17 protein-coding genes, 1 tRNA gene and 2 pseudogenes are annotated in these 22,857 nt (G+C 34.3%); 11 read left to right on the plus strand and 9 right to left on the minus strand.

All coding sequences use genetic code 11. The features are described from left to right. The first annotated feature begins 138 nt into the window (after window positions 1–138). Window positions 139–678: a demethoxyubiquinone hydroxylase family protein gene (locus tag ABWU65_RS04850; RefSeq protein WP_179943898.1), complete on the plus strand. Its 540-nt coding sequence runs from the start codon at window positions 139–141 to the stop codon at window positions 676–678. A 131-nt stretch (window positions 679–809) separates the two neighbouring features. Here the strand turns inward: ABWU65_RS04850 and ABWU65_RS04855 are convergent, their stop codons facing one another. Then, a complete protein-coding gene (locus ABWU65_RS04855) occupies window positions 810–2,042 on the minus strand; it encodes a hypothetical protein (RefSeq protein WP_064085594.1) in 1,233 nt (410 codons plus the stop codon). Between the two features lie 249 nt (window positions 2,043–2,291). Here ABWU65_RS04855 and purF point away from each other — a divergent pair, with 249 nt between their 5' ends. Continuing rightward, window positions 2,292–3,677, plus strand: coding sequence for an amidophosphoribosyltransferase (gene purF / locus ABWU65_RS04860; RefSeq protein WP_264684880.1), 1,386 nt, complete (start codon window positions 2,292–2,294; stop codon window positions 3,675–3,677). Between the two features lie 735 nt (window positions 3,678–4,412). Here the strand turns inward: purF and ABWU65_RS04865 are convergent. Both ABWU65_RS04865 and ABWU65_RS04870 read right to left on the minus strand, forming a co-directional pair. Beyond that, window positions 4,413–4,766: a TrbC/VirB2 family protein gene (locus ABWU65_RS04865; protein ID WP_214303143.1), complete on the minus strand. Its 354-nt coding sequence runs from the start codon at window positions 4,764–4,766 to the stop codon at window positions 4,413–4,415. A 20-nt stretch (window positions 4,767–4,786) separates the two neighbouring features. Then, entirely contained in the window at window positions 4,787–5,107 is a 321-nt protein-coding gene (locus ABWU65_RS04870) for a TrbC/VirB2 family protein (RefSeq protein WP_264684879.1), read from the minus strand. 128 nt (window positions 5,108–5,235) lie between these two features. Between ABWU65_RS04870 and ABWU65_RS04875 the strand changes: the two genes are divergently transcribed. The 5 genes and pseudogenes from ABWU65_RS04875 (at window position 5,236) to ABWU65_RS04895 (ending at window position 11,736) form a co-directional block, all read left to right on the plus strand. Beyond that, a complete protein-coding gene (locus tag ABWU65_RS04875; protein WP_254229992.1) occupies window positions 5,236–6,051 on the plus strand; it encodes a YihY/virulence factor BrkB family protein in 816 nt (271 codons plus the stop codon). Beyond that, complete coding sequence (locus ABWU65_RS04880) at window positions 6,038–6,802, plus strand: SDR family oxidoreductase (RefSeq protein WP_006013430.1); 765 nt, start codon at window positions 6,038–6,040, stop codon at window positions 6,800–6,802. The genes ABWU65_RS04875 and ABWU65_RS04880 overlap by 14 nt, the downstream gene beginning before the upstream one ends. Window positions 6,803–6,918: 116 nt before the next feature. Further along, window positions 6,919–10,194, plus strand: coding sequence for a carbamoyl-phosphate synthase large subunit (gene carB, locus ABWU65_RS04885; RefSeq protein WP_264684878.1), 3,276 nt, complete (start codon window positions 6,919–6,921; stop codon window positions 10,192–10,194). A gap of 165 nt (window positions 10,195–10,359) precedes the next feature. Continuing rightward, window positions 10,360–11,188: pseudogene (locus ABWU65_RS04890) on the plus strand (IS630 family transposase). Between the two features lie 197 nt (window positions 11,189–11,385). Further along, window positions 11,386–11,736 carry a diacylglycerol kinase gene (locus ABWU65_RS04895; RefSeq protein ID WP_063630843.1) on the plus strand — a complete coding sequence of 117 codons (351 nt, stop codon included), beginning with the start codon at window positions 11,386–11,388 and terminating at the stop codon, window positions 11,734–11,736. Between the two features lie 11 nt (window positions 11,737–11,747). Here ABWU65_RS04895 and ABWU65_RS04900 read toward each other — a convergent pair whose 3' ends face one another. Genes ABWU65_RS04900 through ABWU65_RS04910 form a run of 3 tightly spaced genes read right to left on the minus strand, consistent with a single transcriptional unit; the run spans window position 11,748 to window position 16,553 of the window. Further along, window positions 11,748–12,659: an RluA family pseudouridine synthase gene (locus ABWU65_RS04900; protein ID WP_353280385.1), complete on the minus strand. Its 912-nt coding sequence runs from the start codon at window positions 12,657–12,659 to the stop codon at window positions 11,748–11,750. 18 nt (window positions 12,660–12,677) lie between these two features. Next, the gene (locus ABWU65_RS04905) at window positions 12,678–14,483 is read right to left on the minus strand and encodes a hypothetical protein (RefSeq protein WP_353280387.1); all 1,806 of its coding nucleotides are present in this window, start codon (window positions 14,481–14,483) and stop codon (window positions 12,678–12,680) included. Between the two features lie 45 nt (window positions 14,484–14,528). Continuing rightward, window positions 14,529–16,553, minus strand: a complete 2,025-nt coding sequence (locus ABWU65_RS04910; RefSeq protein WP_353280389.1) for a ComEC/Rec2 family competence protein — start codon at window positions 16,551–16,553, stop codon at window positions 14,529–14,531. Window positions 16,554–16,649: 96 nt separating this feature from the next. On the opposite strand from ABWU65_RS04910, the gene ABWU65_RS04915 reads away from it, so the two are divergent. Beyond that, window positions 16,650–16,726: transfer RNA gene (locus ABWU65_RS04915), tRNA-Met, on the plus strand. Window positions 16,727–16,858: 132 nt separating this feature from the next. Here the strand turns inward: ABWU65_RS04915 and tmk are convergent. Further along, complete coding sequence (tmk, locus tag ABWU65_RS04920) at window positions 16,859–17,476, minus strand: dTMP kinase (RefSeq protein WP_264684875.1); 618 nt, start codon at window positions 17,474–17,476, stop codon at window positions 16,859–16,861. A 102-nt stretch (window positions 17,477–17,578) separates the two neighbouring features. On the opposite strand from tmk, the gene ABWU65_RS04925 reads away from it, so the two are divergent. The 3 genes from ABWU65_RS04925 (at window position 17,579) to ABWU65_RS04935 (ending at window position 21,125) form a co-directional block, all read left to right on the plus strand. Then, window positions 17,579–18,151, plus strand: coding sequence for a thioredoxin family protein (locus ABWU65_RS04925; protein ID WP_264684874.1), 573 nt, complete (start codon window positions 17,579–17,581; stop codon window positions 18,149–18,151). 5 nt (window positions 18,152–18,156) lie between these two features. Continuing rightward, entirely contained in the window at window positions 18,157–19,875 is a 1,719-nt protein-coding gene (locus ABWU65_RS04930; protein ID WP_353280391.1) for a monovalent cation:proton antiporter-2 (CPA2) family protein, read from the plus strand. An 89-nt stretch (window positions 19,876–19,964) separates the two neighbouring features. After that, complete coding sequence (locus tag ABWU65_RS04935; RefSeq protein WP_353280393.1) at window positions 19,965–21,125, plus strand: aspartate kinase; 1,161 nt, start codon at window positions 19,965–19,967, stop codon at window positions 21,123–21,125. Window positions 21,126–21,140: 15 nt separating this feature from the next. Here the strand turns inward: ABWU65_RS04935 and ABWU65_RS04940 are convergent. After that, a pseudogene (locus ABWU65_RS04940) lies at window positions 21,141–21,689 on the minus strand (DNA replication and repair protein RecF); the annotation flags it as partial. Between the two features lie 223 nt (window positions 21,690–21,912). Then, complete coding sequence (locus ABWU65_RS04945) at window positions 21,913–22,857, minus strand: IS110 family transposase (protein ID WP_353279985.1); 945 nt, start codon at window positions 22,855–22,857, stop codon at window positions 21,913–21,915.

A 22,857-nucleotide genomic window follows, 5' to 3' on the forward strand; every position in this document is an offset into this window, starting at 1 on the left:
GGAAAGTGGGAGAGTCTGTCAAGTAACTTTTGCTATTGCTACTTGAGTTCCTGTAATCACAATGTTGGTGCAATGTATGCATGGAATTTTATTTACTCTATAATATGTTGGTTTATAGTAGTACTAATGCAGAAATAAATGGAGGAAACATTGGAAAGCAATATAAAAAAATTGAAAGGAAATTTTTTAGAACAAGCAATTAGAGTAAATCATGCTGGCGAATATGGAGCCATTTGCATTTATTCTGGTCAAAAATTTATTCTTAAAAAATCTTCCATAATTGACAAAATAATTGAAATGGAGGAGCAGGAAAAAAAACATTTCCACTATTTTAATGAGAAAATCAAGGAGCAAAGAGTTCGTCCTACTGTTTTGTTGCCAGTTTGGGGTGCTTTAGGGGTATCACTTGGTGTTGTAACTGCCATGATGGGTAAAAAAGCCGCTATGGCTTGCACTGCTGCAGTTGAAGAAGTGATCGGAGAGCACTACAAGGAGCAAGTCTTACATTTAGAAGATGGGGAATTAAGAGAAACTATAAGTAAATTTCGCGATGAGGAATTAGAGCACAGAGATATTGCAATTCAGCACAATGCCGAAAGCGCACTTGGCTACAACGTTTTATCTTTGTTCATAAAAACAAGCTGCAAAGCTGCTATTTACCTCTCTAAATTGATTTAATCAATCACTATTTGACAACCAACCACATTTGCCTTTAGTTCTTGTGCTAATTGCTGCCCCATATCCTCTACTACAATCGAATGCGTATGAATGTTTATAATTAATTTCTTAATTATTATCTTAAAAATACATTAATTTAATTCCCTATTAGAGTTTTCTTGTTGTTGTAAACATGTTTGCATAAGACTAGTAGATGGAACGTTTTTAATAGTCTGAGTTAACTCCTCAGGAATATTTTCAAAACTCTTGCCCATAACTTCTAAAACACTTTTCCCCTGTATAAGACAATTCCCTCCAAAGCTTGATTTGTTTTCTAACTTGCTAAACCTTATTTTGCTTTTCTCATCAATTTCTACTACCATTTTGTTACCATCTTTCCGTAGATAAATACTAATCTCTCCTATTTTAGTAGTAAAAAATATTTCAATACCACCTTTTAAGATATCTGTGTAATTTCTTTTTCCATCTTCTGTAATTTCAACTTTTACTATACTTTCCTCAATCTGAAATATGCCAACTTCTAAATCCTTAGCTTTTTCATTATTTAAAGTTCTCGCAGTTTCAACAATACTACCTTGTGGATACTTAATATAAAAATATTTATTATCTACTTCTACTTCAAGATCATATTTATCAATTTGCTTGTTATTTTCTTTCACAATACCTTCATATGCTAGACCCTCTAGCATTTTTTTCTTACTCTTACATTGTTCGTTAAGATCATTTAAATAATTAGAGCCGTAATATCCTCCTTCAATATCGCTATAAAAAGATAATCCTTTTTCTACCCCACCTTTTAACACTAAATTACGAGTGATCTTTTGTATGATATTTTTTGTAGTTGAATTGTGTGGATTTGCATGAAAGCGATTAATTAATTCTTCCATTTTTTCAAATATAAAATTTGTTACAGTCTTATTATCCTTACCGTAATATGAGTTTAATCTTATTCCTTGATTTAAATAACCCTCTATTATGCGTTCCATGTACTTTAAAACGCTTTCTTGCTCATCGTGTTCTGTTATACCTTTTATCATCTCATCACAAAATTTTTTAACTAGAATTTGTTCATCTGTAGTCAATGGTATTTGCAATTTCGTAGAAGATGAGTCTCGCTCAAAAAGATAAATTATTGACAATTCTTCTGCTCTTTTAATAAAGTCATAACTTCTTAGATATTCTGCAACATCTTTGTTTTTTGCGTACCTTTTCTTGATTAAATCCATATGCCTATCTTTACGACTTATAGTCGGTAATTTTGGATTTGATGAACTACTCTGTTGACTATTGAAGAAGCTGTTAGAGAACTGTTCAGGCTCTAAAATAAGATTACTTTCACCTTGTTTACCTACTTGCTTAGACATATTATATACCATAACCAATAAAACTTTTTAGTGATTACTTCAATACATAGATAAGTCAATAAAAATATCTTTTTCTCTTCAGTGCTAAAAAATTGTCAAAAATCTCAAAATTGGTTAATTGCATATAATCTACTTTCTGGTATACATCAAAACTACCGTAGAAAGCTTCAACTTTGAAAGGGATTAACAAATAAAATTCTTGTACTTTACCTCTACTAAAGTACAATCAGGCTTTATTTAATATTTTTCATGCTTGATGAAGTACATGAGGAGTGTGGGGTATTTGGCATAAGTTGCAACCAAAGTGCTGCTTTTAACTCTATACTTGCTCTCCACGCTTTGCAGCATAGAGGTCAAGAGTCTTTTGGTGTAGTAACCAGTAACAACGATAAGCTGCTCTCTTATCACTTTCAAGGTCAAGTGAGCAGCGTATTTGATGATATAGATGAAATAAAGAAATCCTTACCTGGAGATTGTGCAATAGGTCATGTTCGATACTCAACCAGTGGTAGTAAATTTGGAGTGCAGCCCATGTTTGGCAAAAGTGGCAAATTTGGAGATTTCGCCATAGCACATAATGGTAATTTAATTAATATTTCTCCGATACGCGAACAATTAATTAAACAAGAGTGTGTTTTTCAGTCAGATATTGATACAGAAGTAGTAGTGCATCTGACAGCAAGCGGTGAAAAAGATAGCTTTTTAGAGAGTTTTATATATGCATTAAAGCAAATACAAGGTGCTTATTCTTTTGTGGCAATCAATCAAGAAGTAGTTATTGGAGTACGTGATCCATCTGGAATCAGGCCTCTTGTTTTAGGAAAGTTAAACGGTTCTTACGTTCTTGCATCTGAAACTTGTGCTCTTGATATAATAAATGCAGAGTTTATTAGAGAAATAGAACCAGGCGAATTAGTTACCATCAGTTCGGATAGTAAGCTAGCCTCAATGTTTCCTTTCCCAAAGCAAAAATCAAGTTTTTGTATTTTTGAATACGTTTACTTCTCGAGACCAGACAGCATAATGGAGAATAGGTCCATATATGATATAAGAAAAGAAATAGGAAGAATACTTGCAGAAGAGAGCCCACCAAAAAACAATGTAGATATGGTTGTACCAATACCTGATTCTGGAATACCTGCAGCTATTGGATATGCAAAGCATTCAGGATTACCTATGGAACTGGGGATAATTCGTAATCATTATATAGGAAGAACATTTATACAGCCAACCCCTGAAATACGTAAGGTTAGAATAAAATTAAAATTCAATGCTAATAAGCATATTTTAAAGGGTAAAAACATAATTTTAATAGACGATAGTATAGTGCGTGGTAGCACGCTCAGAAGTATAATAGTTATGTTAAAAGATGCAGGAGTAAAAGAAATTCACCTAAAGATTTCATGTCCACCAATTAAGCACTCTTGTTTTTATGGAATAGATACGCCAGAGTGCAAAGATTTAATTGCTGCAAATAAATCTGTAGAGGAAATTAAGGAAGTTATAGGAATAGATAGCCTAGCCTTCTTGAGTATTGATGGCCTATACAGGGCTGTTAAAGAAGAAAAACGTAACAACGCTACACCGCAATATTGTGATGCTTGTTTCACTGGTGACTACCCAATTGGTAAGTAATCTATTATTAATAAAGGTGAGGTTTTTTCTATGTTATATTAACAGTTTTAAAAATAGATTTTTTGCATAACCATATAGTTTTTGCCTGGGCGTCATTTGAGTGAAAACTACTTTACAAATTTCGTCATTCCCTTTACTATGATACCAAGAATATTTATCCTTATTTTTGACCTGCAGGCTCAATTACAAAATCAGTAAAAAACTCAAATATTTATTGGCAAATTACACAAAAATTATAGCGGCTTTTTTTATTTTTTCTACATTCAGCCAAAACGCGCTTGTTAGCACATTATCAATTTACATTATAAAACTTGTCACACGGGGATTCTTTTGCCTTTTTTCTTCATTTGGTAAATTTCTTAATATTTGCAACTAAAGTAATTTTCGAGAGGTGTTATGTAAGTAGCTGACACACAGCTGTACGAGCATTCATTTTTGAAAGTAAATTGCGTAGCAAATGGTGTCATCCGAGTAGCTGATACTGGGATCCATCTCTTAATACAGCCTCATCAAAAATGTTGTGTTTTAACATAAAATTAACTGCTTTTATGCTCATAAACTTAATATCCAATCAAATTTCCTGGATCCCAGTGTCAAGCACTGGGATGACACCGTCATAAAGTAAACCAGTACTTGGATGAACTGGCAAAAATTGCTCTTAAATCACAAGTTCGTGCAATGATGGTGCTTCTTTAAGAAGCACCATTTGCTAATGTTTTGAAGCTTTAATGCTTATTATACGCATGTATTTTTTGTTGCATCCCATCTTTTACCATCAGGGCAAGCAGTTGCACCATCTTTACAAATCACACCACCTGGTACTATTTTTGAAACAACTACAGGTGCACCAAAAAACACAGCAGTAAATGCACCAAGTGCAAAAAGCGCTGGCCATGGCATTCTGCCAAATATTGCCAGCAATGCTGCACCTATTATCACTATTGTAATCATAGGCCCGCCTATACCGTGAGTATAGCCTACTATTTTGCATATTGTATTGGTTGTTGCATCATCAGTAACAGCAGCAGCAAAAGCATTATCAAATGCAAAGGAAAGAATTAAAGCTACAAGTAGAAGAAAATTTTTCATTATGCCTCCAGTAATTTCTATTACTTATCCGCTACTGCACCGTTTTTACAAATCACACCTTCTGGTGTTATTTTTGAAACGACTACAGGAGCGCCAAAAAACACAGCAGTGAACGCACCGAGTGCAAAAAGCGCTGGCCATGGCATTCTGCCGAATATCGCAAGCAAAGCTGCACCAATTATCACTATTGTGATCATCGGTCCACCTATGCCGTGAGTATAGCCTATTATCTTGCATATCACTGATGATGTTGTATCATTTTTATCAACAAAAGTATTTTTAGCATTTGCATCAAATGCAAAGGAAAGAATTAAAGCTACAAGTAGAAGAAAATTTTTCATTATGCCTCCGTATTTAACGCTGGATTATCTATCATTTTGATTAAATTTAAGTAAACGGTGAGGATTTTTTGCTTAAAAGTATGCTTTATTTCATTTAGAATACTTTTCTTAGTTTATTTATATTACAAGTGCTACAGAAATTTTATAGTATCGTTTATTGCCTTTATCGTGCTTTAATTGACACAATTTATAATGATGGAGTGGAGCATGCAGGGTATCTATCATTTTTAATCCTGTTATCAATATTTCCTTTTCTTATTGTTTTAATAGCCATGGCATCAACGTTCGCAAATTTCTTAGATCAATACAATGTCGGCTGGGCATTTATTATTGATAACATGCCACAGGATATTTTATCATCTTTGATGCCACGTATTAGGGAGATAATATCAGGCCCTCCGCAAAGCTTATTAACCTTGGCAATTGTAGGCGCTGTTTGGACTGCCTCATCGACAATTGAAGGATTTAGAACGATATTGAATAAGGCCTATAAAGTTCCGGTTTCATCGCCTTATATATGGAGAAGGGTGCTCAGTATATTACAATTTTTAGCAATTACGCTTGTTACAACTCTGACTATAGTATTTTTTACATTAGTGCCAATGTTAATTGATTTTTCTTACCAAGGGCTAAGTTATACTAGATATTTACTTATTGAGTTTTTGCTTTTTACTATAGTATCTTGGCTATATTTTACATTGCCAAACATAAAACAAAACTTATCAGACGTATTTCCCGGATCTTGTGTAGCTGTTATTCTTTGGACGATCTCTGCTTCAGCTTTCAAGCAATACTTAAAAGCTTCCTTTGACCAACTGAATTTGATATATGGAAGTTTAGGTGGTGTGATAGTATCGTTACTATTTTTTTATGTGCTAAGTTTGATTTTTATATATGGAGCAAAATTTAATTTTCAGCTAAAATATTTCAATGGATCTTGCTAAGGAGAAAGAAATGGGTGACTTAGAAGGTAAAATAGCTTTAATTACCGGAGCTTCAGGTGGAATAGGCTCTTCTGTTGCAAAAAGATTTGTAAAAGAAGGTGCATGTGTAATTCTGATTTCCAGATCTCTTGATAATCTCAAGCCATTGTATAACGAAATTGAAGAGCTGAAAGAAGGCTCTGTGAAACTAATTCAGCTTGACCTTTTAGACTTTGAAAACGTAGAAAAACTGGCAAATATGATAGAAAGCCCAAAATTATCAGAATCTGGAACACTTGATATACTGATTGCATGCACTGAAATTTTAGGTAAGTTGAGCTCTGTTCATGATTGTGAGCTTGAAGATCTACAGAACGTAATGAATACAAATTTTACTGCCAGTTGGTACTTGCTAAAAAATTTGGGTCCAATACTAAAAAAGTCTAATGCTGGAAGAGCGATATTCATGACCTCAGAGATAACACTTTCTCCTTCCTCTTATCCATATTGGGTACCATATGCTGCAAGTAAGGCTGCACTAGAAGCAATGGTGAAGATATATGCATCTGAGACAAAACATACGAACTTATGCATAAATGCCGTGTATTCGGAAGGGCCTATCGATAGTGAAATGTATAAGCAAGCATTTTCGGGAAAAGATATATCTGAATTGGTGCCACCTGATAAACTGACAGACAAATTTGTAGAACTTGCTTCTGAAGATTGTAGCATATCAGGACAAATCTTACCACTTAGCAAATCTCCCGAGTAAATTACCATAGTATCTGCAAAGATACTGTTAAGCCTAAAGGTAGTTAGGTTTAATAAAAATTCACATACACAGGAAAGATTGGTAACATTATTTGAGTCGAGACTATTATTGTAATTATGCCAAAACGCACAGATATAGAATCTATATTAGTAATAGGAGCAGGCCCAATAGTTATAGGTCAGGCATGCGAGTTTGATTATTCTGGAACGCAAAGCTGTAAAGTATTAAAAAGTGAAGGTTATAAAGTCATTTTAGTTAACTCCAACCCCGCAACTATAATGACAGATCCTGAATTCTCTGATGCAACTTATATTGAGCCGGTGCTACCTGAAATCATAGAGAAAATTATAATTAAGGAGATGCCAGATGCAATATTGCCAACAATGGGCGGGCAAACAGCACTCAATTGCGCAATAAAACTTGCAGATGATGGAGTGTTAGACAAATACAACGTAGAATTAATAGGAGTAAATAGAGAAGCAATAAAAAAAGCGGAAGATAGAGAATTATTTCGCCAATCCATGGATAAAATAGGTCTAAAATACCCCAAAAGTATCATTATAAAAAATCAAGAACAAATAAAAAAGGCTTTGGATTACATTGGATTACCAGCAATCATCCGTTCATCATTCACTCTTGGTGGCGCAGGTAGCGGCATAGCATACAATAAAGAGGAGTTTTTCAATATTGCAGAAAGTGCTCTAAAAATTTCACCAATAAATGAAGTTCAGATAGATGAATCAATTATGGGCTGGAAGGAATATGAAATGGAAGTTATCCGTGACTGCAAGGATAACTGTATAATAGTGTGTTCAATAGAAAATATTGATCCAATGGGAGTGCACACCGGAGATAGTATCACAGTTGCTCCTGCTTTGACTCTGCGTGATGCTGAATATCAACAAATGAGAAATGCATCTATAGCAGTGTTGAGAGAAATTGATGTTAGCGCCGGTGGTGCAAATGTTCAGTTTGCAGTGAATCCTAAAGAAGATGGAAGCCTCGTTGTAATTGAAATGAATCCAAGGGTTTCTCGCTCCTCTGCACTTGCTTCGAAAGCAACAGGCTATCCTATTGCAAAAGTTGTAACTAAACTTGCTATTGGCTATTCGCTCGATGAAATATGTAACGACTGTGCTCCAGTTATACCTGCTGCATTCGAACCAGTGATTGATTATATCGTCACTAAAATTCCTCGATTTGAGTTTGAGAAATTTAAGGGGACGAATTGTGAACTATCAACCTCCATGAAATCAGTGGGAGAAGTAATGTCTATAGGCCGCACTTTTAATGAGTCACTACAGAAAGCTTTTCGCTCACTTGAAACAGGGCTCACGGGACTTGATGAAGTGTTTTCTGAAGACACAGATGTTAAATCTCAATTAGCAAAATTGCTGCCAAACAGATTACTGATTGCTGCTGACGCAATGCGTCACGGAATTAGCATAGAAGAAATAAATTCGATTACAGGATATGACTTATGGTTTCTGCAAAATATACAGCAAATCATCTTGGCTGAACAAAAAATCAAGGAAAACGGCCTTCCTGGAACTGCATATGAAATGTTAGAGCTGAAAAAAATGGGGTTTTCAGATGCAAGATTGGCAAAATTAAGCAATAAGAAAGTAGAACAAATTGAAGCAATAAGGAAAAAATTTGATGTTAATCCAGTTTATAAGCGTGTAGACACCTGTGCAGCTGAATTTGAATCGAGCACTGCTTATATGTATGGCTGTTATGAGAGTAACACAATCCAGCGTGTGACTAGAGATAAGGAAGAATGGATCCCAGTGTCAGCTACTCGGATGACAGAGGGAATGGAGTGCGAAGCAGATGTTTCTGACCGAGAAAAGGTTGTCATTTTAGGAAGTGGTCCAAATCGCATTGGTCAAGGTATTGAGTTTGATTATGCATGCGTACATGCAGCTTCTGCCGCCAAAGAAATGGGGTATGAAACAATAATGATTAACTGTAATCCAGAAACCGTTTCAACTGATTATGATACCGCTGATCGTTTATATTTCGCCCCACTGATTGCAGAGGATGTGCTTGAAATACTAAGCAAAGAGCAAGAAAATGGCACACTGGTTGGTGTAATAGTTCAAATAGGTGGTCAAACACCTTTAAAGTTAGCCAAAGTGCTTAACGAGAGAGGTTTCAAAATTCTGGGAACTTCGTTTGATTCTATTGACCTTGCAGAAGATCGCATGAGGTTTAAAAACCTTGCTTTGCAACTTAATTTAAAACAACCTGAAAGTTCTATCTGCCATTCAGTAGAAGAAGCGTTAACCAACGCAGAAAAGGTGGGGTTTCCACTAGTAGTTAGGCCATCATATGTCCTCGGCGGTCAGTCTATGTCGATTAGACATGATACTCAGAGCTTTAAAGAGTATGTCTTGAATCAAACCAAAATTTTTGAACACGGATCGCTTCTTCTTGATAAATTTTTAGTCAATGCAGTTGAGGTTGACGTTGATGCTGTGTGTGATGGGGAAAAAGTTTTCATTGCAGCGGTCATGGAGCATATTGAAGAAGCTGGTATCCACTCTGGCGATTCAACATGCTCAATACCGACAAACACATTGAGTGACGAAGTAATAAAAGAGATCGAGCTCCAAACTGAAAGAATAGCTCTTGCACTAGAAGCGAAAGGTCTGATAAACATTCAGTTTGCTGTTCAAGAGAGTGATGTATGCATACTTGAAGTAAATTTACGAGCTAGTCGAACCGTTCCTTTTATTTCCAAGGTAATCAATATTCCTATTGCAAAGCTTGCCACTCAGGTTATTTTGGGTAAAATTTTGAATCAGGAAAACAAGCCTTTCAATCATTTTGCAGTTAAAGCTGCTGTTTTTCCATTTACCCGCTTTGCAGGAGTTGATACTTTACTTGGTCCTGAAATGAAATCAACAGGAGAAGTGATGGGAATTGACTCATCTTTCGAAGCTGCACTTGCAAAAGTGCACATGGCTGCAGGATACAAGTTACCAACAGAAGGAACAGCTCTGATTTCAGTAAAAGATGATGATAAAGAGTATATATTGACTGTTGCACGAATGTTGAAAGAACTGAGTTTTGAAATATATGCCACCAAAGGCACAGCTTCGTATCTGAACAATAACGGCATTGCTGCAAAAGCTGTAAATAAAGTGAGAGAAGGCAGACCCCACATAGTTGATATGCTCAAAGATGGAAAAATAAATCTAGTAATCAATACCTCAAAAGGTGTGAAATCAGTTTCAGATAGCAAAGATATCAGGAGAACTGCTATTTTGCAAAATATAGCTTATAGCACCACAGCTTCTGGGAGTAAAGCGTTAGCGCTTGCAATTCAATATGTAAAGAATAGCAAATTGGAAGTGAAATCATTACAGCAGATACAAAATGTTTAAATATCAAGACTATAATAAATTATTACTTATTTCAAAATGAGGATCGTGTAAGCTAAGGCGAGAGAAATTTAATTAAAGGATTTTTGTGTCAGTATCAATATATATAGCACTTCTCATAATAGTCCAAAAAAGGTAAGATATGGATTTATAGTAGTGATGGTAAGTATGCCAGCAGCATATAGTTATGACTTAAGGAAAAAGGTAATGGAAGCATTGGATGAAGGAGAGAGTGGAGAAACTGTTGCCAAGAGATTTAAGATTGGAGAAACAACTTTATATGAGTGGAAGAAAAGACGTGAGAAAACGGGAGATTTTCAATCAAAAAAGCTTGGAAGCGTGGCATAAAATTACCGACTGGAATGCATTTGCCGAATTTGCAAATGAGCAAGGTGGCAAAACTCAGTCAGAGATGCTGGGGCAATATTAGTAGACAAACAATTCATCGAGCACTTAAAAATATAGGATTCACAAGAAAAAAAAGACCTACGGATATAAAGAAAGAAATGAAGAAAAGCGAGCTCAATTTTCAAAGGTTATAGCAACAAAAGAACCTAAAGAATTAGTGTATATAGATGAGTCTGGCATTGATAACACTGAACCTATGGGTATTGCCAGAAAGGACAGCGGTTTTATGCCCTAAAATCTGGAAAGAAAACTCAACGAATTAGCATGGTTGCAGCCTTAAGTGGAAGAAAAATAATTGCTCCGTTAACCTTTAAAGGCCACTGCAATATGGATATCTTTAATAAATGGTTTGAGCAGTTTCTGACACCGATTTTGGAACCTGGACAAACTGTTATCCTTGATAATGCTACTTTTCATAAGTCTAATAAGATTTGCTAAAGGAGTTGGTGCAGAAATTTTATATCTTCCTCCATATTCTCCAGATTTCAACAAAATTGAGCATTATTGGTTTGCTATAAAAAACAGAGCCAGGAAAAACATTCCTCTATTCGAATCCTTTCGTCGTGCTGTTGATTCTGCCTTCCTATGACCTGTTCGGACTATTATGAGAAATGCTATAACTGCCTTGAGCGTTTGTTGAAAGGCTTTGTACTAATTTTCTTGATTCAAACAATATGCTAGACTTTAACTTAAAAATCTTTGTAAGTGATCACGGCTGAAAGGTGTTTTCATGCATTTTTTACCTGAGTGCAATAAGTGTAATTCATTGAGTTTCCAAAATTGATAATGAAGAAAAGCATTACTCGTCTAATAAAAGCAATTCAATACTCCTGTGAAGGAATAAAATCAGCTTTTGTATCAGAAGTTGCGTTCAGACAGGAGTTACTGCTTTTTATAGTATGTGTCTCAGTTTTGTTTGTTTTGGATGTAAGTAATCTAGAACGTGCAGTAATGATAAGCAGCCTATTCCTGGTGTTAATTGTGGAAATTGTTAACACTGCTTTTGAAACGACAATTGAGCGTATTTCCAGTGAACAACACATACTTTCAAAAAAGGTGAAAGATCTAGGTAGTGCAGCAGTTTTTCTTTCATTAATTAACTTCCTGATAACATGGATGATAATATTGACAGGTTAATACGAATGTTATTAAGATATGTTGTCAAATTCACTGATTAGAGTTTTTATATCTTGTGGTAAATCAGAAGCAAATTCCATATATTCTTTACTTTTTGGATGATATAAGCCTAGCGTGTGAGCATGTAGTGCCTGTCTGTTGAAGTTGCGGATAAAGTCAGAATTTTTAGCATATTTTGCACTTTTACTACTATTTTTTCCGTAAACTTGATCACCTACTACAGAATGTCCTATGTGGCTCATGTGTACTCGAATTTGGTGTGTTCTGCCTGTCTCTAAAGTACATTTAACCAGGCTTGCTTGCCCTATAACTTTCTTCACTGAATAATGAGTGATTGCTAATTTGCCCGTTGTTTTTGTTACACACATCATTTCTTTATTACCGCGTTTGGGAGCAATGTTAGTTTCTATAGTTCCCTGCTGGGAAGATAATGCTCCCCAAACTACTGCTAAATATTCTCGCTTTATTTTACGATTTGATAACAATTCAGACAAAAAACCATGGGCTTCCTCATTTTTTGCAATTACCATTAGCCCACTGGTATCTTTATCGAGTCTATGAACAATTCCTGGTCTTACATGGGTATATGGGATTTTACCAAGGTGAGCGATAACTGCGTTCAAAAGCGTATCATTGTTTGTCCCAGCACCTGGATGTACCGTTAATCCACTTTGTTTACTCAGAACTATAATGTCTTCATCTTCATAGACGATATTAAGTTTTATGTCATAATTAGTCTCAATTGATGTGGATATGTCAAGTTGAACGAGATGTACTATATACTCTTCACCTGGTTTTACTATGTAATCATTATTAATTATCGGTATGCCAAGTAATTTCACCTGCTCATTTTGTATCAATCTTTGAGCTTTACTGCGCGATATATTGCACTTTTCAGCTATGTAAACATCTAGCCTTCTCATCAATATCTAAGGTTATATCTATCTTGCAAAAGCTACTTCAAATGCTGCATGAACATCTGGATCCACAAAATCAACTTTTGTGTTAGGTTGAGCTTGAAGCCCATCTTGTTTCTGGATATTAAAAGTCATTTGAGAGCCATCTTTCCAGTGGATTATTACCTTATTATCAAAATTTCTTAATGTTACCTCACTGACTTTTTCTCCCTTATCATCTTTTTCTTCCAACTTAATAGATTCTAATAAATAGAAGAAAAACTCACTTGCTTTGCCGTTAATTTTTTCTCTCCACTTATCTGTTTTTTCTTGTTCAGATAATTCTTTTTCCAATTTTGCATTTTCTTTCTCCAGTTCTTTTGTCCTTTTTTTTGATTTTAATAGTCTATTTTTCTCTATTGCTTTTCTCTCTTCATCTCGCTGTTCTTCAAGAGGAGAAGGAGGAATAGCACTGTCTTCATTGCTAGTAGGTTCGTTTGTTTGTTTATTCTTTAATTCCTCTAGTTCATCTTTTACTTTTTTTAGTTCTTCTTCTAATTCCTTCTTTATCTTTTCCGCTTCTTCTTGCTTTTTCAACATACAAAAAAAATCGTTGTCGTTGCTAATTATTTCTTCTCTAGATTGAAAAAAGCCAACAAATCTGCTTGGTTCAAATCGCTCAACCTTATCTTCAGCGATTTTAATAGTATTCTCTAAACTAGAAAAAATGCTTTCAATGTTTAGTGAATTTGTTCTTTTTGCCAACCCTTTAGCTTCGCTTAAAATGACCATCATTTCCTTACGCAACTTATCTAAATCTTTTTTGATGTCTCCTCTAATTCCTTGTAGATGAACAAGTGTTTCTTGAATTTCATCATTTGCAGGCTTTAGAAGGCTATTATCAAGTAGATCTTTAACTTCATCTAGCTGCTTATCAAATGAAGCAACAATTTTATCTGTAAAATCAGTCAAGTGCTTATCAAGTAATTTTATCAATCGAGATATAGAATCATTTTCTTCCTCATCTTTTGTCTTTTTTTCTATTACCGATACAACCCCACCTCTTCTGAATGGAAAGAGAATATCCAAATTGTTAAACTTTTTAACAATATTATGATTATTGTTTATCTCATTGTTTTTTAGCTTGCTGAATGTTATACATATCCCAACAATAGCAATGATACTAGCCAGTGCAACTATGGCCCATTCCAAATCCTGAACATTCGCAAAGCTAAATCTATTTTGTATTAATGCGCCAACTATAATTACAGTGCTAATTATATATGGTATGGTAAGAAAAATGGCCTTATTTTTATTCTCTTGTCTTTGATCATCTAATGTTTTTTTTTGATTTTCAGAAATTGGCAAAATTATTGAAAAGTTTGCTTTTTTGCGACCTATAAGACTTAAATTTGGTTTTATCTCTATTTTTAGAGCATTTTCAGCAAGTTCACTTATCTCGTTGTCTTTGCCACCTCTAATTTTATCATTTATTAATTCCTCTATCGGCTTTTTTCCTTCTTTTATCTTCTGCTTATGCATATATCTCATAGCAGAAGAGGCTACAAAAGTTGTTAAAAGAATAATAGAAACCAAAGTGTAAATTGGCATGAATGTTGGGTTAAAAATATCTGTAATAAAGCTTAAATTATTACTAGTTATTATTATTGCAGCTACATAAGCCAAAGAAAATTGAAGCCAAGTATTTACAATCGCTATGGGTAGAGTGTTACTTACAGAATATTTCTTTGTTGCACGCCATAACCTAGGAAAAAAACCAATAGCATCATCTATTTTGGCAAAATTATGATCTACTTTAACATTGAAAGGATTTGTTGTATCTAAAGACATAAATTTCCTTGCATCCTAATTAAGTAATTATATATAAATGATACTTTAAAAACAAGTTTTTGGCTTATGCCAAGGACGATTAGAACGGACTTTGCTAACCTTTATGCCACTATTTGCTAGCCAAACAGAGTGTGTGCCATATGCCTCTAAGTCAGAGTATTTGATGATTTTAGTATTGCAAGCTGGATAGTTAAACTTGCTTAACTGAATTACTAGATCGACATTGTTACAATTTTCTAAAATATCTTCTCTTTTATGAGCTAGCAACACTGACTTATTATTTCCTTTATTATATGTACAGTCATAATCATTACATTTTAGCCTTTTGTTTGAATTACTGAATTTAGTGTGATTCAAAATTTGATTCTGCCCGTTTTGTTTAGCCCATGTTTTGACAACAAAGTTCCTATTTTTCCTAGTAAGAGAATATAGTAAACTGTCATCTTCTTTTACAGCAAGATTATCAATACTGACCAGGATGTCAGGGGTTCTATACATAGCGCTAGAGAAAATACCCAGCACAATAAAGAAAATTCCAAAAAAACGCCAATTCCTTTCCCACAAGCATAGCCACAATAACCCAAGTGTTATTATAATAATTGATGAGCCAGGAAAAGTGCGAGTGGGAATAACCAAATACTGAAGACTAGCGATTGCATTTGTTATACACAAGATACTGTCAATTGGGCGCTCTATAAATGGCGCTATAATCCATTCAATACCTAAAGGAATCAATAAAACATAAATTATTCCAAGTGGAATAATAATGAGTGTAACTATTGGTATAGCAATCAAATTTGTGATAATGCCACTGATTGAAAAATAGTTAAAATTGTATATTGTGTACGGAACAGTTGCTAAACTTGCTATGACTGAGCTGATCATTATCGACACAAAATATTTTATTATTTTTATTTTGAATAACTTATTAGCATTGATCTGATAGCTGGCAACTAGTGCCAAAACAGCAGAAAATGACATTTGAAAACCTGGCTTTAAGATTGCTTCTGGCTCCACTATGAGTATCACCGAAGCAGCAAACGCAATTGCTATTAATCCTCGATATTTCCTTTCTATGATTATTGCAACAAGTACCAAGATCACCATGATGTAGGCACGCTGAGCAGAAATTTGCATACCGGTAATCAACAAATAAAAGGTAGTTGGCAAGATAGTAAAGAATGCAGATATTTTTTTAGTGTTATATTTAAGAGTCAAAGTTTCAGATATTGCAAATAAATTACGGAATACTATAAAAAATAGACCAGCAACAAACGATAAATGTAAACCAGATATAGCGAATAAATGTGCTATACCTGAATCTCGTATCGCATTCATAGTTTTTTGATCTATCCCGTCTTTTTTGCCAATTAATAATGCAGAGATTATGTCCGCGTGTGGCTTTTTGGTATTTTGCTGTAGGTTTTCATAGATATATTGACGGAAAGATTCTATATACTCTTGAAATTTTCTTGCTTCAGCCTTTTTGTACAGGACTATTTTGCTTGTTGCAAAGCCTGTTGCACTTATTTTCTGATAATATGCTATTCTTGCAAAATCATATGCATATTCCGAAGGCGCAATTTTTGGACGAAAGAGTTTTGCTGATAATTTTACTTGATCCCCTATTTTAATGCCTTCTTCCGCTTTGGTTTTAACTGATATTCTGATGTTATCCAGCTTGAACTTCGTGTTTTTTATTTCATAAAGCAAAAATTGTTTATATGAGCTCCTATCGTTAATATCCTTCACTGTAGCAACAATATCTTTCACATACCTTTCCTTATCAAGAATGTGAGTATTAACTGAATCTGTTCTGAATTTGCTGGCTGTAAATCCTATGAGCACTGCAATTAAAGAAATGCATAATATTACGTACTTCCTGTATAATGTTGCAATCAGAATTAGTATAGGTGAAAGCAAGAGAAAAATAGATATAGTGAAAGCACAGCTTGGTTCAAAATTTAATGAGAAATATGTTAAAATTCCTGCACACTGAAAAACAGGGAACCACAATATCAAGTTATATTTTTCATTGCACAGATTGTTATGTATATAATTTACTATCATGTTAAGAAAGGTTAATAGATATATAAATATATGTAATAGTGTGATTTTATTCTTTTATTTATTATTATTACGCATATAATAATAAATAAGCAACGACGCGGGATGGAGCAGCTCGGTAGCTCGTCAGGCTCATAACCTGAAGGTCGTAGGTTCAAATCCTACTCCCGCAACCATCTTGCAATTGTACAAACATCGCGATTTCTCTTAATTATAATAGCAATGATATTTCTGACTCAAAGCTTGTTTTTGACCTGTAGGCTCAATCGTAACATTCAGTAAAAAACTCAGGGTATTTATTGACAAAATTATAGCGGCTGCATGCCTTTTTTCTTTTTTCTTATTACATCAATAATTTCACTATACACTTTATTGTTGTCTTTATCTGCAATTCCAGTAATAACATTACATCTATTAGATTCTTTTATAGCTATTTCTTGAAATCCTTTTCGAATTTTATGATAGAAATCAATGCTCATTTCTTCATACTTATTTTTATCCTTTGCTCTGCTGAGTCCAACTTGAACATCAATATCTAAAATAAATGTGATATCTGGATATTTAATTTCCACTAATTTGTGTAAGTCTCTTATTAGACTTAAGTCAACACCTAGTCCATACCCTTGATACGCAATAGTTGAGTCAATAAACCGATCACAAATCACTATTTTCCCTTCTAAAAGAGCTGGCAATATTAATTTTTTCATATGTTCGTGCCTCATCGAGATAAGCAGCAAGAGTTCAGAAATAGGATCAATATTATCCTTAAGTAGTAATCCTCTTATTTTTTCTGCAAAATCAGTACCACCTGGTTCTCTAGTCAATACGACATTATTTTCACCGTGAATTTGCTTGAAATAATTTGCAAGTAACTCAGACTGTGTTGTTTTACCAGAACCATCTATTCCTTCAAAGGTTATGAACATAAATTTTATAATTACAATGCTAAATGCAAACAGTTTACATAGAAACCATTTGACATTTAAGCAATAAGATCATAAATTATGGTGTACAATTCTCTATGAGCTATGGTTACGCTAGACACTCCTAAGATAAATTTAGACTTTACTGCAAAGAATTTCAATCTCCTGGGAGTGGATAACAAATATTATACATTAAGTGACTGCTATGGGGAAAATGGTCTCATTGTAATGTTTATATGCAATCACTGTCCTTACGTTCAATCAATTATTAGCAATCTAGTAAACGATGTTAATTTGTTAAAAAAAGATTATCAGGTAAACACCGTTGCAATCATGCCAAATGATGTAAATGAGTACCCAGAAGACTCCTTTGAAAACATGATTAATTTTGCCAAGGAAAATAAGTTTACATTTCCATATTTGATTGACAATAACCAAGAAGTAGCTAAAGAGTATGGTGCTGTTTGTACCCCTGATTTTTTTGGCTTTAATTCCAAACTAGCCCTCTGCTATCGCGGGCGTTTTAACAACACAAAAAAAGAGAAAGTTCAAAATTACGAAGTAGGAAGTAGTGATTTATTTCAAGCCATGAAATTTATTGCAGAAACTAGCAATCCTCCAGTTGACCAAAAATCAAGCATTGGTTGTTCAATAAAATGGTCTAATTCTACAGGTTGAATATTATGCACAGCGGCTCTCAGCATTTGTTTGATATTATAATTTTACTCTCTGCTGCTGTGTTTATAGTCATAGCGTTTTGGAAAATGAATATTAGCCCAGTACTTGGTTACTTTGTTGCAGGTGCGTTGATTGGTTCTCATGGGTTTAATCTGATAAATTCAGTTGAAGTAATGGATAACTTTGCAGAGTTTGGCGTAGTTTTCCTATTGTTCATTATAGGTCTTGAATTGACATTTGAACGCCTTATCGCTATGCGTAGGCATGTGTTTGGGTTTGGTTCCCTTCAAGTTATAGTTACCATGATAGCAATATGGTGCATTGCTCTTGCCTTTGGAGTAAATACAAACATGGCAGCAGTTATCGGTGGTGGACTTGCACTATCCTCAACAGCAATAGTGTTGCAGGTTCTGCAAGAAAAGGGTTCTCAAGCAAGCCAAGTTGGTAGATTGTCAATAGCAGTGCTACTAATGCAGGACTTTGCAGTGGTACCTCTAATAGTACTAGTGCCTCTGCTTACTGGCAATTCTGAACACAGCTTAATAAGCTCGTTGGCAGGCTCATTAGTGCAAGCAGCTATTGCATTGGTGTTGATATTTGTAACTGGTAGGTTATTACTGAGGCCATTGTTTTCGGTTATTGCCAAAATGGAGAGTAATGAGATCTTTATATCAACAACACTTCTGATAATATTAGGATCAGCATTTATTACTGAACAATTTCATTTATCAATGGCATTAGGCGCATTTGTTGCTGGGTTACTAGTTGCAGAAACAGAACACAGGAATTCGGTAGAGCATGCAGTATTGCCATTTAAAGACTTATTTCTTGGTTTATTCTTTATGACTGTTGGCATGTCTATTGATATTGACCTTTTACTCAATAAGTTACCACTCGTTACTTTATTATCAATTATCCTTATCGTTTTAAAGACGTCCATTATATATACATTGTGTAGATTTTTTGGATTTAGAAGTGCACCTGCAATACAAGCTGGATTACTGCTTGCACAAGGCGGTGAATTTGCATTTATTTTATTCCGTTTAGCAGATGAATTAGATGTACTATCAAGTGAAATCGCTCAAGTGCTTATGATGGTAACTACAGTAACTATGGCTTTTACTCCTCTTTTATCGGGAATAGGAGACTGGATAGCAAATTCATTTAGCACTGAAAAAATAATACTAGACGATGAAGCAATCGAAACAGACACACAAGATCTTTATAACCACGTAATAGTTGCCGGGTTTGGTAGAGTGGGATATATGGTAACGAAAATGCTTACTGCAGAGCATTTAAGTTATGTTGTTGTAGATATTCAATCAAAAATAGTGAAAGAAGGAAAAAATGACAGTTTCCCTATATATCTTGGAGATGCTACAAGATATGAAATTTTAAAATCAGTAGGAATAGAAAGAGCTCAAGCTCTTGTGGTTTCAATAAAGAACGAAGTCACTATAAAGAAAATAGTTTCTCTAGTTGCAACAAACTTCCCACATGTAAATATTATAATACGTTTACCAGATTTGAATAATGTGGAGGTTTATAAAGATCTAGGGGCTAGTAAAATTATTCCCGAGACGTCTGAGATTGGATTGCAGCTAGGTGGAGCAGCATTAAGCTTAAGTGGAATTAGCGAAAGCGGAGTTACATCTTTAAAAGGTAAATTTAGAAAAGGCAACTACAGTATGTTAAAAGACCTTGGTAGTGATAAAGATGAATAATCCTCTATCACTTTAATTAGTGACCAGAAAAACACATTTAATTAAGCAACTATACTCTCTAGAAAGGTGAAATTGACCTTATTGTAACTATGAACAAAATAATAATAAAAAAATTTGGTGGTACTTCGCTAACTGACTTAAATCGAGTTGCAAATCTAATAAAAAACGATATTGAAAAAGGTTATAATGTAATTGCTGTTGTATCTGCTGCTGCAGGATTCACTGACCAAATGGCTTTTCAAGCCAGGCAAATTTCAAATTTAAATTGTAGACAAGAGTTATCAGAGTATGATGTCCTGCTTTCAGCAGGAGAACAAATCTCTTGCGGGTTATTAGCTATCACTCTTCTGTCTGTTGGAGTTAATGCTAAATCATGGCTCGCCTGGCAGTTACCAATTCTAACGGATAATTTTTATTCTGAGTCTAAAATAAAAAAGATAAAAATTGACCATGTAAAAAGATCTTTTGCTGAGGGTTATACTGCTGCAATCATTGCTGGTTTTCAGGGTATACACGATGATAGAATCACTACTTTTGGTAGAGGAGGATCTGACATCTCAGCAATTGCATTTGCTGTAGTCTTTGGTATTAGGACTTGTGAAATTTTTACTGATATTGACGGAATATATACAGCAGACCCAAAAATTGTTCCAAGGGCACGCAAGCTTAAATCTATCTCTTACAATGAAATATTGGAGATGTCGTCATCTGGTGCTAAAATATTGCATAATCGTTCAGTACAACTTGCAATGAAGCATAATATTAAGGTGCAGGTGTTATCCACTTTTGAGGAAGTAGAAGGCACTACAGTACTACACGAAAAAGATGTACTGGAAAGATACTTAATTACTGGAATAACTTATAGCACTCACGAAGCTCTTGTAACTTTTACTAACTTTGCAAATACTCTGGATACTTTAAGAGATATAGCAGGAGCAAACGTTAAAATTGACATGATACATGGGTCAAGCTTTTTGATTTCTAAATTTGATGTTGATTTAATGACAAAGTTATTGAACAAAAATGAAAATTATGTCGTAAACAATAATATAGCTAAAATTTCAATAATTGGTATTGGTGTTATGTCTAACACTGAAGTGATGTACCGCACACTCAAGGTTTTAAGCGAAAAAAAGATAGAAATACTTGCTGTCACAATGTCCGAAATCAAGATCAGTATAGTTGTTCAAAAAAAACACGCTGAGGCTTTAATTAGAGATTTACATACCGAATATGAGCTTGATGTATGACAGCACGCTTGAAATTTATTTACTTGATAATTCAAAAAACTTGAAAGAGCAAAGATAGTTATTGAAATTATCTTGATTTACATCGGTTATCCAAGTTTGACATTGAATGCTTAACACCTCCTCCATTAACACCTTTCTGTAATCTTTATCCAGATGCGACATTATATCGTCAAGCAGAAGAAGAGGTGCTTTATTGTAATGAATACACCTTGCTTTTACACTAGATAAGATGATAGAAAGCAGTAATAGCTTTTGCTCTCCAGTAGAACAAAGATTTATTGGCATGTCCCCTTTTTGGCAAAAAACCCAAAAATTATCATTATGTACAGAAAAGGTTACTCTACCAGTTAATGAGTCTTTTTCTCTGTTTTCCTTTAGACGATTCTGAAAATATTCTGCAGTATCGTTCAAAGTTAGCTGACTGCTAAATTTCAAACTTGCCTTTGGAAAAAACTCACAAGAATGGTTATCAATTGTGTCTTGTAATATCTTTAAAACAGATGATCGCATACGTAAAATATCAATTGCATTGGTAGCCATGACGTTTTCAAGACTAGAGAGCCATCAACTATGTTTTTTAAAATTTTTTGAATTTAGTCTCATTTGTTGATAATTTTGTATTTTTATTCAATTGAAAAATGTATTTTGGCAACAAAAACCCTAGTTTATACAGAAAGAAATTTATATCAAACAGCAAGCACTGCTTAGATTTTATGGTTAACGAATATGTGCTTTAAATGTGTGTAGACGCACATATTCGTTAACCTATTTTCTATACAGATTTTTTTTATTTCATATTAATTGCTTCTTTAAGTCTTGCATTGGCAATTACTATGATTTTTCGCATTAGAGCTGTTATAGCTACCATCTTCTTTTTACCTCTACCAATAAGATCAGAATAAAAAGCACCAAGTGCAGATTTAGATCTTGCAGCAGCCATAGCAGCTGTGAAAAGCTTTGCACGAACGTTGCTTCTACCACCTGTTATCCTTCGATAACCAATAGTTTTACCGCTTTCTTTTGGATGTGGAGCAACTCCAGCAAGACTTGCAACTTCTTTTTTGTTTAGGTGGCCAAGTTCTGGCATTAGACACACAAAAACTTGTGATAACTTGAGACCTATTCCTGGCACTGTTCTCAAGATTTTTTGACGCTTTTGTAACTCTGGATTTTTATCAATAATTCTTTGTATGGCATCGTTGAACTCATTTATCTGACTGGTAAAAAAGTCTATTGTTTTTTGGCAACTTTCCTTTATATAGTCGTTTTCAGGTGCTGCAAGCCTACATTTCTCTTGAGTTCTCATTTGCGTAATGTCATCACGACGTTGACAGAGTGCAACTAAGGCGGTTTGTTCTTTTGACATACGCACAAATAGAGATAGAGCACTATAGCGTTCAAAACCATATTGAGCAAGGGCTCTTGCATCTGATTGATCTGTCTTTGCTAAAGTTCCATGTGATATGATAAAACTTTTTACTTTACGAGTATTAGCTCGATGTACAGCAACATTCTTATCAACAAGAAAATGTGCTAAGCCAAGCTCATATTTTCCAGTGTTTTCTAAAGTTACTAGAGAATTAGGTAGGATATCTGAAAATTTTTGAAACAACTGTTGCCAACCAGTAGCATCATTGTCAAACTTGATAGCTCTCCTTTGGTTATAAGCTGCAGCAACATTTTTAAATTTTCCGATATCAATGCCAATGAAATTTTGATAAGATGTAATCAT

The organism is Wolbachia endosymbiont (group B) of Silvanus unidentatus, from assembly GCF_964028615.1.
Lineage (GTDB): Bacteria > Pseudomonadota > Alphaproteobacteria > Rickettsiales > Anaplasmataceae > Wolbachia.